The organism is Streptomyces sp. NPDC096136 (assembly GCF_044763325.1).
In the GTDB taxonomy this organism is placed as follows: Bacteria; Actinomycetota; Actinomycetes; order Streptomycetales; family Streptomycetaceae; genus Streptomyces.
In genome coordinates this window covers 193,434-206,180 of sequence record NZ_JBIWFZ010000011.1, presented here as the reverse complement: position 1 = coordinate 206,180, position 12,747 = coordinate 193,434, and the positions used below count along the sequence as shown (strand labels likewise).

The 12,747-nt window shown below is 74.1% G+C and carries 12 protein-coding genes; 6 read left to right on the top strand and 6 right to left on the bottom strand.

From position 1 onward, the window contains the following. Positions 1–96: 96 nt before the first annotated feature. Positions 97–642 carry an ATP-binding protein gene (locus ACIRBY_RS23595; protein ID WP_403903452.1) on the top strand — a complete coding sequence of 182 codons (546 nt, stop codon included), beginning with the start codon at positions 97–99 and terminating at the stop codon, positions 640–642. Between the two features lie 69 nt (positions 643–711). Here the strand turns inward: ACIRBY_RS23595 and ACIRBY_RS23590 are convergent, their stop codons facing one another. Next, positions 712–1,989, bottom strand: a complete 1,278-nt coding sequence (locus ACIRBY_RS23590) for an ROK family protein (protein WP_403903449.1) — start codon at positions 1,987–1,989, stop codon at positions 712–714. 41 nt (positions 1,990–2,030) lie between these two features. Then, on the bottom strand, positions 2,031–2,690 hold the full coding sequence (locus tag ACIRBY_RS23585) for an alpha-ketoglutarate-dependent dioxygenase AlkB family protein (protein WP_403903446.1): 660 nt from the start codon (positions 2,688–2,690) through the stop codon (positions 2,031–2,033). A 36-nt stretch (positions 2,691–2,726) separates the two neighbouring features. On the opposite strand from ACIRBY_RS23585, the gene ACIRBY_RS23580 reads away from it, so the two are divergent. The 4 genes from ACIRBY_RS23580 to ACIRBY_RS23565 all read left to right on the top strand — a co-directional run bounded on the left by ACIRBY_RS23580 (position 2,727) and on the right by ACIRBY_RS23565 (position 8,200). Further along, positions 2,727–3,470 carry a maleylpyruvate isomerase family mycothiol-dependent enzyme gene (locus ACIRBY_RS23580; RefSeq protein ID WP_403903443.1) on the top strand — a complete coding sequence of 248 codons (744 nt, stop codon included), beginning with the start codon at positions 2,727–2,729 and terminating at the stop codon, positions 3,468–3,470. 198 nt (positions 3,471–3,668) lie between these two features. Then, positions 3,669–4,496 carry an FAD binding domain-containing protein gene (locus ACIRBY_RS23575; RefSeq protein WP_403903440.1) on the top strand — a complete coding sequence of 276 codons (828 nt, stop codon included), beginning with the start codon at positions 3,669–3,671 and terminating at the stop codon, positions 4,494–4,496. Continuing rightward, positions 4,493–7,210, top strand: coding sequence for a molybdopterin-dependent oxidoreductase (locus tag ACIRBY_RS23570; protein WP_403903438.1), 2,718 nt, complete (start codon positions 4,493–4,495; stop codon positions 7,208–7,210). The genes ACIRBY_RS23575 and ACIRBY_RS23570 overlap by 4 nt, the downstream gene beginning before the upstream one ends. A gap of 3 nt (positions 7,211–7,213) precedes the next feature. Beyond that, positions 7,214–8,200: an antibiotic biosynthesis monooxygenase gene (locus ACIRBY_RS23565; RefSeq protein ID WP_403903436.1), complete on the top strand. Its 987-nt coding sequence runs from the start codon at positions 7,214–7,216 to the stop codon at positions 8,198–8,200. A 72-nt stretch (positions 8,201–8,272) separates the two neighbouring features. Here ACIRBY_RS23565 and ACIRBY_RS23560 read toward each other — a convergent pair whose 3' ends face one another. The 3 genes from ACIRBY_RS23560 to ACIRBY_RS23550 all read right to left on the bottom strand — a co-directional run bounded on the left by ACIRBY_RS23560 (position 8,273) and on the right by ACIRBY_RS23550 (position 10,723). Then, positions 8,273–8,578, bottom strand: a complete 306-nt coding sequence (locus ACIRBY_RS23560; RefSeq protein ID WP_403903434.1) for a hypothetical protein — start codon at positions 8,576–8,578, stop codon at positions 8,273–8,275. 256 nt (positions 8,579–8,834) lie between these two features. After that, positions 8,835–9,806 (bottom strand): spherulation-specific family 4 protein, encoded by a 972-nt coding sequence (locus tag ACIRBY_RS23555; RefSeq protein ID WP_403903432.1) that lies wholly within the window; start codon positions 9,804–9,806, stop codon positions 8,835–8,837. A 218-nt stretch (positions 9,807–10,024) separates the two neighbouring features. Next, positions 10,025–10,723, bottom strand: coding sequence for a TetR/AcrR family transcriptional regulator (locus ACIRBY_RS23550; protein ID WP_403903430.1), 699 nt, complete (start codon positions 10,721–10,723; stop codon positions 10,025–10,027). A 160-nt stretch (positions 10,724–10,883) separates the two neighbouring features. On the opposite strand from ACIRBY_RS23550, the gene ACIRBY_RS23545 reads away from it, so the two are divergent. Further along, positions 10,884–11,342 (top strand): nitroreductase/quinone reductase family protein, encoded by a 459-nt coding sequence (locus ACIRBY_RS23545; RefSeq protein ID WP_403903427.1) that lies wholly within the window; start codon positions 10,884–10,886, stop codon positions 11,340–11,342. Between the two features lie 75 nt (positions 11,343–11,417). Here ACIRBY_RS23545 and ACIRBY_RS23540 read toward each other — a convergent pair whose 3' ends face one another. Further along, positions 11,418–12,608 carry a geranylgeranyl reductase family protein gene (locus ACIRBY_RS23540; RefSeq protein ID WP_390686726.1) on the bottom strand — a complete coding sequence of 397 codons (1,191 nt, stop codon included), beginning with the start codon at positions 12,606–12,608 and terminating at the stop codon, positions 11,418–11,420. Between the last annotated feature and the right edge of the window lie 139 nt (positions 12,609–12,747).

Sequence of the window (12,747 nt, the reverse complement as noted above, 5' to 3'; positions counted from 1 at the left end):
CGCGTTCGGTTGCACGCGGCGCGACGGTGGGTGACCCTTGAGATTGCGTCACCGAGGGTGCAGCACCCGTAACACTGATGTCGGGGAGTCGCAGCCGTGATCACACATTCCCGCAGGCACTGCGTCGTGGAACTGCAGGCCCTGCCCGCGCGGATCGGCCAGGTCCGCAGGATCGTCTCCGCCCAACTGCGCCACTGGCAGCTCGACCCGCTCATAGACCGGGCTGCGCTCGGCGTGACGGAGCTGCTCAGCAACGTCCACCGCCACGCGCAGCCGGACAAGGTCTGCGTCGTCGAGATCGAACTCCGCCTCGGGCGGCTCACCGTCTCCGTGCACGACAGCGATCCGCGCCTGCCCGTCCGGCGCGAGGCCGATGGCCTGGAGACATGCGGCCGCGGGCTGGCGCTCGTGGAGGCGGTCAGCGAGGCGTGGGGGGCCCGCCCCCAGCCGGACGGACCCGGCAAAGTGGTCTGGTTCTCCATGCGGGCCGCCCCCGTCGCGGCGGCGCCGCCGCACACGGTCCGTATCGGCGTGAACAAGCCCGTACGGGAGCCCGCCCGGGCGGTGCTCACCACCGTGGACGCACAGGCCGTCCCGACGGCCGCGCCGGCGCCGGTCGCGGCCGGCACGGGGCCCGGCTGACACCTGCCGGCACGGGCCCGGCCGACACCTCCCCGGGCCCGGCCGCCCGCGGGGGCCCGGACCGGACGTTCAGGCCGCCGCGCCCAGCGTCCCCAGCGGATCGTCCAGCACCGGCTGCCAGGCCAGCTCCGCCGCCCCGACGAGGCTGTTGTGGTCGAGGGTGCAAGGCAGGATCGGCACGCCCCCGCTGCGCCCCCACAGGCTCCGGTCCGCGACCACGGCGCGCAGCCGCTCCGGGTCCGCGTACAGCAGCTCGCGGTGGAGCCCTCCGAGGATGATCCGGTCCGGGTTCAGGATGTTGACCAGGCCCGCCAGGCCCAGGCCGAGCCGGTCGATGAGCTCCTCGGCGGCCGCCCGTACCCCGGGCTGCGCGTACTCGGCGCGCAGCAGGTCACGGGCCTGCTGGAGCAGCGACACCTCGGGGCCGGGCGTGCGGGCCGCCGCGGTGAGGAAGGCCAGCGGGTCGGCCTCCACGTCCAGGCAGCCCCGGCTGCCGCAGTGGCAGGGGCGCCCCTCGGGGTTGACCGTGAGGTGGCCGACCTCCAGGGCCAGGCCGGAGCTGCCGCTGTGCAGCCGGCCGTCCAGCACCAGCGCGCCGCCGACCCCGCGGTGGCCGGTGGCCACGCACAGCAGGTGCTGGGCGCTGCGGCCCGCGCCGTGGCGGTGCTCCGCGAGCGCGGCGAGGTTCACGTCGTTGCCGGTCAGGGCCGGTCCGTCGATTCCGGCCGCCTTCACGCACTCGGCGAAGATGGCCCGTACCGGGGAGCCGGCCGGCCAGGCCAGGTGCAGCGGGTTGAGGGCCGTGCCGTCGGGCTCGGCGACCGCCGACGGCACCGCGAGGCCGGCGCCGATGCAGCGCCGCCCCGACTCGGCGAGCAGCCGCGCGCCCGCGCCGACGACCGCGCCGAGCACCTGGGCCGGGTCGGCGGAGACGGTGACCTTGCCGGGCGCGGTGGCCACGATCCGTCCGCCGAGGCCCACGAGCGCGGCCCGGAACCCGTCCGAGTGCACCTGTGCGGCCAGCGCCACGGGGCCGTTCTCGTCGACGGCGAGTCGGTGCGAGGGGCGGCCCTGGGCGCCGCCGGCGCCGCCCGGCCGGGAGTCGACGCGGATCAGGCCGAGGGCCTCCAGTTCGGCGGCGACGGCCCCGGCTGTGGCCCGGGTGACTCCCAGCTCGGCCGTCAGCACCGCGCGCGTCGGGGCCCGGCCGGTGTGGACGAGCTCCAGCGCGGGACCCAGGGCGCTGCGGCCCCGTTCCAGTTTGCTCTTCGTGGCAGCCGTGGAGCCGGAAGCCGTCGACGCCGTGGTCTCGTCCCCCACCCCGGGCGGGGCGCCGTTGCCGTTCATGCATGGATCCTCGCATGATCGGGAGGTGCGGGGTGCAGCGGCTACGGGTGACCGAGGCCGCCGACCCGCAGGGTGATGTTGAGCCGCCCGGTCAGGCCCAGCCCGGGCGGTGCGGTGCCGGGGAGCACCCTGGGCACCCCGTGGTAGGCGAGCCGGCTCGGGCCGCCGAAGACGAACAGGTCCCCGCTGCGCAGCTCGACGTCCCGGTACGGGCGCCCCCGCGACGCGGTGTTGCCGAAGCGGAAGAGGCAGGAGTCGCCCAGGCTGAGCGAGACGACCGGGGCGGGGGAGCGCTCCTCGGCGTCCCGGTGCATGCCCATGCGGGAGTCGCCCCCGTAGAAGTTGACCAGGGCGATGTCGTAGGCCTCGGCGGGCGGCGGGGGCGTCCCGTAGGCGTCGGCGACCGCCCGCCGCCCCAGCTCGGCGAGCCAGGCGGGCATCGGCTTGACCGGGGCCCCGTCGCCGTCGACGGCGGTGGGCGCGTAGGCGTACGGGTACCAGTGCAGGCCGAGGCACACCTGCCGGGCGGTCATCGTGCCGCCGCCGGGGGTGCGGACGGTGCGCAGGCCCGCGGGCGGCCGCGCCCAGGCGCGGCAGGCGTCGAGGAGCTCGCGCTGGCGCCGCGGCCCGAGCCAGTCGGGCAGGTGCACGGCGCCGGGCGCGATCTCGGTCCGTGCGCGCGGGAAGAGTCCACCGTCCACCCCTCCATTGTCGGGGGCTGCTGGCACACTCGGGGCATGAAGATCACCGAGTACGTGGAGACGCTCGCGCGGGAAGGCGGGCTGCTGGCCGACGAGGCCGAACGGGCGGGCACCGACGCCCTGGTGCCCACCTGTCCCGAGTGGCGGGTGACCGATCTGCTGCGGCACACGGGGGCGGTGCACCGCTGGGCGACGGGGTACGTGAGGGACGGCCTGCTGGAGGGGGCGCCGTTCCCGGACGCGCCGGAGCTGGCGGGGGCGGAGCTGCTCGCCTGGTTCCGGGAGGGGCACGGGGAGCTGGTGCGGGCCCTGGCCGAGGCGCCGGAGGAGCTCCTCTGCTGGACCTTCCTGCCGACGGCGGCGCCGTCGCCGCTGGCCTTCTGGGCCCGGCGGCAGGCGCACGAGACGGCCGTGCACCGCCTCGACGCCCAGGCGGCGCGCGGAGTGGCCTTCTCCGAGGTGGCGCCGGAGTTCGCGGAGGACGGGGTGGACGAACTGCTGACCGGCTTCCACGCCCGGCCGCGCAGCCGGGTGCGCACCGAGGAGCCCAAGGTGGTCAGGGTCCGGGCGGCGGACACGGGCGCGGTGTGGACGGTGCACCTGTCGAAGGAGCCGGCGCGGACGGTGCGGGGGGACACGGGCGATCCCGCGGACTGCGAACTGACCGGCGGGGCGGCCTGGCTGTACGCGGCCCTGTGGAACCGGCTCCCGCTGGCGGGCCCGGGCGTGACCGGCGACACGTCGCTGGCCCGCCTGTGGCAGGAGACCGCGGGCATCTGACGGCGGGCGGCGGGGGCGGGGCGGGCTCCGCCCGGCCGCCTTCCACGCCGCGCTCCGGGGCCGCGTCCGCACCGTGCTCCGGGGCCGTGCGGGCCCGAACCGGTCGCCCTGCGCCGGGCAGGTGCGCGATCTAGACTGGAACGGCGCCTGACCGCCCCTCCGTCGCACGGTGCCCGTCTTGAGGGAGGTCGGTTTCCCGTGGACCTCAACACCATCATCGAAGTCGTCCGGCGGCCCTCCGAGCAGCCGGCCGCCGACTGGCGCGAGGGGGACGCCTGGCTGGCGGGCGGAACCTGGCTCTTCTCCACGGAACAGCCGGACCTGCGGCGCCTGGTCGATCTGACGGCGCTGCGCTGGGACCCCCTCGTCCCGGACGAGAAGGGCCTGGAGATCGGTGCCACCTGCACCATCCGCGACCTGTACGCCTTCGTGCCCCCGCGCGACTGGACCGCGGGTCCGCTGCTCGCCGCGAGCTGCGAGGCCTTCCTGTCCTCGTTCAAGGTCTGGAACGCGGCGACCGTCGGCGGGAACATCTGCATGTCGCTGCCGGCCGGCCCCATGATCACCATGACGGTGGCACTGGAGGCCGTCTACGAACTCTGGGCCCCCGACGGGTCGAAACGCACCGTGGACGCCCTCGACTTCGTCACCGGTGACCACCGCAACGTCCTCGCCCCCGGCGAGATCCTGCGGCGCGTCCGCATCCCGGCGAAGGCCCTGGGCAAACGCGCCGCCCACCGGCGCTTCTCGCTCACCCACCTCGGCCGTTCGACCGTCTTCGTCGTCGGCACGCGGACCCCCGGCGGGAACGACCTGCTCCTCACCGTCACGGCGGGCACCACGCGACCGGTCCGGCTGGCCTTCGACACCCTGCCCGACGCCCGGGGCCTGCAGCAGGCCGTCGACGCCATCCCGGGCGACGTCTGGTTCGCGGATCCCAACGGAACCCCCGACCACCGCCGCCATCTGGCGAAGCACTTCGCCGAGGAGATCCGGCACGAACTCGCGGACGGGGAACCGTCATGACGTACCGCGTCAACGGCATTGCCTTCGACCAGGAGCCGGAGCCCGGGCAGTGCCTGCGCACCTTCCTGCGCTCGCTCGGCCACTTCGGCGTCAAGAAGGGCTGCGACGCGGGCGACTGCGGCGCCTGCACCGTGTGGCTGGACGGCAGTCCGGTCCACAGCTGCATCACCCCCGCGTTCCGTGCCGACGGCCACGAGGTGACCACCATCGAGGGGCTCGGGGCGCCCGGCGACCTGCATCCGGTGCAGCGCCGGTTCCGGGACGCGCCCGGGTTCCAGTGCGGGTTCTGCACCGCCGGGATGATCATGACCTCGGCGGCCTTCACCGAGGCCCAGAAGGCGGACCTGCCGCGGGCGTTGAAGGGCAACCTCTGCCGCTGCACCGGCTACCGGGCCATCGAGGACGCGGTGAACGGCGTCGTCGGCGTGGAGACGGCGAAGCCGGGCAAGGCCGTCGGGACGAGCGTGGGCGCCCCCGCGGCCAACGACGTGGTGACCGGGCGGGCCGAGTTCACGATGGACACCCGTATGGAGGGGATGCTGCACCTCAAGGTGCTGCACTCCCCCCACGCGCACGCCCGCATCCTCTCGATCGACAAGACCGCCGCACTCGCGGTTCCCGGCGTCCACCGGGTGTACACCTGGGAGGACGTGCCGCGCAGGCGCTTCACCACCGCCATCCACACCGACCACCTGGTCGATCCCGACGACACCTTCATCCTCGACGACACGGTCCGATTCGCGGGCCAACGCGTCGTCGCGGTCCTGGCCGACACCCCCGGCGCCGCGGAGGAGGGCTGCCGCAGGGTGGTCGTCGAGTACGAGCCGCTGCCGGCGGTGTTCGACCCCGAGGAGGCCATGGCCGAGGGGGCTCCGCAGATCCACGGCACGCACGACCCGTTCGTCCGCGACCCCGTCCGCAACATCCTGGTCGAACTCCACGCGCACATCGGGAACGTGGACGCGGGGTTCGCCGAGGCCGACGTGGTCCACGAGGGCACGTACTTCTCGCCGCGCGTGCAGCACGCGCACCTGGAGACGCACGGGTCGATCGCCTGGATGGAGGACGGGCGGCTGAACGTCCGCACCAGTTCGCAGTCGCCCTCGATCGCGAAGGTCAAACTGGCCTATCTGTTCGCGCTCCGGCCCGACCAGATCCGGGTGTTCTGCAAGCGGGTGGGCGGCGGCTTCGGCGGCAAGCAGGAGGTGATCTCGGAGGACCTGGCGGCGCTCGCCGCCCTGGACACCGGGCGGCCCGTCTGCTTCGAGTACACCCGCGAGGAGGAGTTCACCACCGCCTCGCCGCGGCACCCGATGTCGCTGACGGTCAAGCTGGGCGCCAGGGCGGACGGAACGCTCACGGCCCTCCAGGTCCGCAACGTGTCGAACACGGGCGCCTACGGCAACCACGGCGGCGAGACGCTGTACGCCGGCGGCGCCGCCGTCATGGTCTACCGCTGCCCCAACAAGCGGTACGACGCGTACTCGGTCTACACCAACACCGTTCCGAGCGGGGCGCTGCGGGGCTACGGGATGACGCAGCCGGCCTTCGCCATGGAGTCCGCGATGCACGAGCTCGCCCTCGCCCTGCACATGGACCCGCTCGAACTGCGCCGCCGCAACATCGTGCGGCCGGGCGAGCCGCTCGTCGCGCTGCACGACGGCCCGGACGACGTGGCGTTCACCGAGGACGGGCTGGCGAAGTGCATCGACCTGGTGGACCGGGCGATGGCCCGGCCGGCGCAGGACCCGGACCTGGGTCCGGGGTGGCTCATCGGGTCGGGCGTCGCGAGCTCGATGCACGAGACCGCGCCCCCGACCGACCACATCTCCGAGGCCTGGGTCACGCTCGGCGACGACCTCGTCTACGAAGTGGCCGTCGGCACCGCGGAGTTCGGCGAGGGCACCTCGACCGCCCACGTCCAGATCGCGGCCGGCCAGCTGGGGACCACACCCTCGCGGATCCGCCTGGTGCAGTCCGACACCGACCGCACCGGCTTCGACACGGGCGCCTTCGCGAGTGCGGGGCTGTTCGTCTCGGGCAACGCGGTGCTGCGGGCGTCCAACGCCGCGCGCGACCGCATCCTGGAGTTCGCCGCCGCCCACACGGGCGTCCACCTCGTGCTCTGCTCCATGGACGACGACGGGGTCACCTGCGGGGACCGGCGCGTGACCCTGGCCGAGCTGGTGGCACTGGCCCGGGCCCGCGGCATCCGGTTCACCGCCGCCCGCAGGGCCTACGGTTCGCCCCGCAGCGTCACGTCCAACACCCACGGGTTCCGGATCGCCGTGCACCGGGTGACGGGTGAGATCCGCATCCTGTACAGCGTCCAGGCGACCGACGCGGGGGTGGTCATCAACCCGCAGCAGGTCCGCGGACAGGTGGAGGGCGCCGTCGCCCAGGGCATCGGCTTCGCCCTGACCGAGAACCTCCTCGTCGGCGCGGACGGGGCCGTGGTCAACCCGAACCTGCGCAACTACCGCATCCCCGCCTACGCCGACGTCCCGCGCACCGAGGTGCTCCTCGTGGACTCGGCGGACTCCGTCGGCCCCCTGCGCTCGAAGGGGATGGCGGAGTGCGCCATCAACCCGGTGGCACCCGCGCTGGCGAACGCGCTCCACGACGCCACGGGCCTGCGCTACCGCGCGCTGCCCCTGACGCCGGAACGGATCTACAGCCGGCTGAACGCACAGCAGCCCGTCTCCAAGGCCTGAGCCATGGACACCGACAAGCACGAAGACGCCGTGGCGCAGGACGCCGTGGCGACGGCCATCATCGGCCAGAAGGTCCTCCCCGGCCGGGAGCACGCCTACGAGACCTGGCAGGACGAGGTCAACGCCGCCGCGGCCGCCTTCCCCGGGTACCTCGGCGTCGAGGTCTCCCGGCCGACGTCCCTGCAGCCCGAGTGGGTCATCGTCTACCGGTACGACTCGATACCCCACCTCCAGGCGTGGATCAACAGCGCGACCAGACAGCGGCTCCTGGCGGTCGGCGACACCTATCTCGACGGCCCGGGGACGCAGCGGGTGGTCACCGGCCACACCAAGGCCCCCGATCCGCTCGTGACCGTGGTGATCACCCACCGCGTCCACCCGGACAGCGTGGACGCCTTCCTCGCCTGGCAGCGGCGGATGACCGAGGCGGAGAGCAGGTTCGAGGGCTTCCGCGGCACCGAGATGTTCCGGCCGGTCGACGGGCTCCAGGACGAGTGGACAACGCTGTTCCGCTTCGACAGCGCCCAGCACCTCGACGCCTGGCTGACGTCGGCCGAGCGCCGGGAAGCCCTGGCCGAGGGCGCGGAGTTCCACGACTTCAAACTGAGCACGGTCGACAACTCCTTCGGCAGCTGGTTCGCCTTCGAGGAGAACGGAACCCCGGCGCCGCCGCCCTCCGAGACGAAGACGGCCATCGCCGTCTGGGTCGGCCTGTACCCCACCGTCGTGCTGCTGACGCTGGCCCTGTCGCCGCTGCACATGCCGCTCTGGATCGGTCTGCTGATCGGCAACCTGCTCTCCAGCCTCCTCATGACCTTCCTCACGATGCCCTACTACGTGAACCGGCTGCTCAGGCGGTGGCTACGACCGCCACCGGACGAGCCGCGGGCGAGGAACAACCTCATCGGCCTGGGGATCGTCGCCGCGGCGACGGTGTTCTGGGTGGTCGTCTTCTACCTCGTGACGCGGCAGATCTGGACGCTGCCCTGACCGCACCCGACCGCAGCCGAAGGGCCGGGCCGGAAGAACTCCCTTCCGGCCCGGCCCTTCGGCGTGAGCGGCTCAGTGGCGGACCACGGTGCAGGTGACGGTGGTCCCGTCGGCCGCCTTGACGACGTACTTGCTCCCGGTGAGACCGCCGACGTCGAACCGTCCCGCGTTGGTCGGGACGGTGCCCGAGACGGATCCGGTGTAGGTCACCGTGCCGCTGGGGAATCCCACGCCCCACAGGTGGTACTTGCCGGCCGAGTCCGCTTCGACCTTGCACGTGCCGGCGGACGGGAGCGCGTGCGCGGCGACCGCGGGGCCCAGCGCGAGCGCGGGGGCGGCCAGGAGCGTGAGTGCTGCAAGACGACGTGTCCGGTTCATCGTTCAACCTGCCTTGGACGCTGACGGGTGCGGCCGTGGGGACGTGACGGCTCCGGTACCCGCGGCAGCGGCCGCACAGGACTCCGAGGGGGGAGGATCTCGCACCGTCACGCCGTGCGCATGTCGCCCCGCGTGCACCGCGCGACGTGTAGGTGCTGGCCGGCGCGCTCCGTGGGGCCTGATGCCGTCTTTCATCCTAGCGTCGGGCCTGTCGCACGGCATCTCGCGGCAGCGGGGCCCTGCGCGGGGCGGCGGCCTAGCCGAGGGTGGCGGCGTAGCCGGTCTCGGAGCGGAACGTCCACGCGGGGGCCGCGTCCCAGGGGTTGGGCATCGTCGCGCCGGTGGCGTAGGCGTATCCGGCGCCGCGCGCGAAGGCGGTCGCGAGGGTGGTGCGCATGGCGGCGGCGTCCGGGACGTCGTGGACGAGGTGCCAGAACGCCGTGCCGCTCGGGTCGAGTTCGGCGCCCGGGCGGTAGCCGCCGGCGGGGTCGAAGACGTTCCCGCCGGTCCAGCCGCCGGAGGTGTACGCCGCGTACGTGCCCTCGTACGTGACGAAGACGTCGGCGGTGCGGTGCCCGGGTTCGAGGTAGCAGTCGGCCGTCGCGGTGCCGGGGTTGTCGACGACGAGGTCGGGGACGTCGGGGTCCACGGCGTGCATGGTCTCCTGGACGTAGCGGCGCAGGGCGGCGTAGTGGTCACGGGTGGCGTCGCCGGGTCCGCAGTCGCGGCTGACGACGTCGAAGAAGATGCCGTCGACGTGGAGCCGCCCGTCGGGGGTCCTGAGGTAGTTGTCCACGGAGGCCCGGACGGCGGCGGTGTCGCGGTCTCCGCGGTCGGTGTGGACGTAGCCGAGGACCTTGGGCCGCCCGCCCGTGGCGGTGGTGCCGGAGCGCAGGGCGTCCGCGCGGGCGCGCCAGGAGGAGTCGAACGGGGCGTCGCCGTTGCCGGGGTTGAGGACGACGACCGAGGCGGCGGGGCCGGTGGCGGTCAGCTGGGCCAGCACCGGGTCGTCGGTCCGGGCGTAGGCGGGGACGGCGATCTCCAGGCCGCGCTCGCCGGGGGCGCGGGGCGTGCCGGAGCCGACGCGCGCGGCCGGACCGGAGCCGGCGGCGGATCCGGAGGAGGGCGCCTCGGCGGACGCCGTCACGGCCGGGGCGGGTGCGGCGAGCAGCCCGGTCAGCAGGACGGCGCCGAGGGCCTTCAGGGCGCGGGCGGGCACCAGGGCCATGGCGGTTCCTCCGGCGGCGGCAGGGGGCGACCCGAGGAACAGTAGGGGCGCCTTCCGGCCGTCAGGGCCGAATCGCCGACATCGGTACGAGGAACAGACGGACGAGGCGTCACCTCATCCCGTGAATCCGCGCCGGGGCGAAGGCGGTGGCCCGACCCGCCGCCGAACGACCGACGCCGGACCGACGACGCCAACTACCCGCCGCCGAACGACCGCCGTCAGACCGCCGGCAGGCCCACCGCCTGGGCGAGCTGGCCCGCGGCGTGCGCGAAGAGGGCGTCGCGTTCCTCGACGACGTTGTCGAACTGGCCGAACAGCTCGAAGGAGACGAGGCCGCCCAGCTGCGCCCAGGCGACGACGAGGGCTGCCGAGACCTCGGGCGGCAGGCCCTCGGCGAATGCGGCCGTCATCCGGTCGGCCTCGGCGCGCAGGGCCGCGGGCAGGGGCGGCAGGGCGAGGCCGTGGCCCGCGTGGGCGGAGCGGAGGATGCCGATGAGGACGTTGGCGACCCGGGAGGCGGGGACGATGGTGTCCTGGGGCGCGCTGTAGCCCGGGACGGGCGAGCCGTAGACGAGGGCGTACTCGTGCGGGTGCGCCAGCGCCCAGGCGCGGAAGGCCCGGCAGACGGCGGTCCAGCGGGCGCGGGGCGGGGCGCCGGCGGCGAGGGCCTGGGCCCCGGCCGCCTCGGCGGCCGCGCCCACGCTGTCGTAGGCGTCGATGATCAGCGCGGTCAGCAGGTCGTCACGGCTGGGGAAGTAGCGGTAGAGGGCCGAGGAGACCATGCCGAGCTCGCGGGCGACCGCGCGCAGCGAGAGCTTGGCGGCCCCCTCCTCCGCGAGCCGGCGGCGCGCCTCGTCCTTGATGGCGGCGGTGACCTCGATACGGGCCCGTTCCCTGGCTCCTCGCACGGTGCTCATGGGGATCAGTGTGACATACACGTGGAGCAGTGCACAGAAATCAGAGCAGCGCACTCTTCAGAGAGCACTGCTCTTGCTTTGGCGCACCGATCCGTGCACACTGATCTCAAGCGAGAGCAGTGCTCTCGTAATCGCAGTCCGCATCGCCCCGGAGGTCACCGTGAACGCGTCCACCCCGCACTACGTCCAGGCCGGCCCGCTCGAAACCCGCTTCAACTCCCTCTTCGGCAAGCTCGCCCGCATCGGCATCAGCCTGGCCGGCACCGCGGAGCTGTCGGTGCGCGGCCGCGTCTCCGGCACGATGCAGCGCATCCCGGTCAACCCGCACACCTTCGAAGGCGCCCAGTACCTGGTCTCGGCCCGCGGCCACTCCCAGTGGGTCCGCAACATGCGCGCGGCGGGCGGCGGCGAGCTGCGCGTGGGCCGCAAGGTCCGCACCTTCACCGCCACGGAGCTCACCGACCCGGCGGAGAAGGCGGCCGTGCTCCGCGCCTACCTGGAGAAGTGGGGCTGGGAGGTCAACCGCTTCTTCCAGGGCGTCACGGCGAAGTCCACGGACGCCGAGCTCCGGGCCGCCGCCGGGGACCACCCGGTCTTCCGCATCGCGGTGACCGGCTGAACCCCGCCGGACGGCCGTGCCCCCGTACCCCCGTACCCGCCCCGCCGCCTCGGCGCGGGATGGCACCCGCCGGTGTCAGCTCCGGCCGCTGCGCGCCAGACGGGCGTCCATCAGGTGCAGCGCCTTGCGCGCCAGGGGATGCGTACGGACCAGGTCGGCCAGCGTCGTCGACCCCCGCGTGATCCCCGCGAAGGAGTTCCAGGCGGGCCGCAGACCCGCCAGCGCCCCGTGCATCAGCCCCGGACGGGACTCGAACAGGGTCAGCATCCGCTTGCCCACGCTCATCTCGACGCCCAGCCCGGCCTTGACCGCGAAGGCGTAGTTCAGCGCCTGGCGCCGCGCGTCCACCGCGTCCTGCGCCTCGGCGATCTTCGCGGCCCACTCCCCCGCGAGCCGTCCCGAACGCAGCGCGAAGGAGATCCCCTCGCGGGTCCACGGCTCCAGGAGCCCGGCCGCGTCGCCCGCGACCAGCACCCGGCCGCGCGACAGCGGCGACCCGGGCGTGCGGCAGCGGGTCAGGTGACCGGAGGAGACGGCCGGTTCGAAGCCGGCCAGGCCCAGCCGGGCGATGAAGTCGTCCAGGTAGCGCTTGGTCGCGGCGCCCTCGCCCTTCGCCGAGATGACCCCGACCGTGAGCGTGTCGCCCTTGGGGAAGACCCAGCCGTAACTGCCGGGCATCGGACCCCAGTCGATGAGGACGCGGCCCTTCCAGTCCTCGGCGACGGTCGCCGGGACCGGGATCTCGGCCTCCAGCCCGAGGTCCACCTGCTCCATCTCCACCCCGACGTGGGCGCCGATGCGGCTCGCGCTGCCGTCCGCACCGACCACGGCCCGGGCCAGCACGGTCTCCCCGTCCGCCAGCACCACGGCGACCGTGCGCCGGTCGGGCACGGACGCGCCGTGCTGCTCAACCCGGCTCACGGCCGTCCGCGTGCGCAGCGTCGCGCCGGCCTTCTCGGCCTCCGCGACCAGCGCCGCGTCGAACTCGGGCCGGTTGATGAGCCCGAACAGCATGCGCTTCGAGCGCCGGGTGCGCGCCAGCTTCCCGTCCAGGGAGAAGGTGACCGCGTGGACCCGGTCCTTGAAGGGCAGCACGAAGCCCGGCGGGAGGGCGTCGCGCGAGGGGCCGATGATGCCGCCGCCGCAGGTCTTGTACCGGGGCAGTTCGGCCTTCTCCAGCAGCAGGACGCGCCGCCCCGCGGTCGCCGCCGCGTACGCGGCCATCGCCCCGGCCGGGCCGGCGCCGACCACGACGACGTCCCACACCTCGCCGGCGCCGCCGTCCGCCGCGTCCCCCGCCTCCCCGGCCCGGGCCTCGGCCCCGGTACCGGCCGCGGCCTCGGCCGCCTGCTCCGCTTCCCTGCCGGATCCGCCGTCAATGCTGTCGTCGCTGGTCACGATGTGC

Coding starts and splice junctions, on each gene's coding strand:
- ACIRBY_RS23590 (WP_403903449.1), bottom strand. CDS start 1,989: ATGAACGGCAACGGCGCCCCGCCCGGGGTGGGGGACGAGACCACGGCG.
- ACIRBY_RS23550 (WP_403903430.1), bottom strand. CDS start 10,723: ATGAGCACCGTGCGAGGAGCCAGGGAACGGGCCCGTATCGAGGTCACC.
- ACIRBY_RS23560 (WP_403903434.1), bottom strand. CDS start 8,578: ATGAACCGGACACGTCGTCTTGCAGCACTCACGCTCCTGGCCGCCCCC.
- ACIRBY_RS23570 (WP_403903438.1), top strand. CDS start 4,493: ATGACGTACCGCGTCAACGGCATTGCCTTCGACCAGGAGCCGGAGCCC.
- ACIRBY_RS23565 (WP_403903436.1), top strand. CDS start 7,214: ATGGACACCGACAAGCACGAAGACGCCGTGGCGCAGGACGCCGTGGCG.
- ACIRBY_RS23555 (WP_403903432.1), bottom strand. CDS start 9,806: ATGGCCCTGGTGCCCGCCCGCGCCCTGAAGGCCCTCGGCGCCGTCCTG.
- ACIRBY_RS23580 (WP_403903443.1), top strand. CDS start 2,727: ATGAAGATCACCGAGTACGTGGAGACGCTCGCGCGGGAAGGCGGGCTG.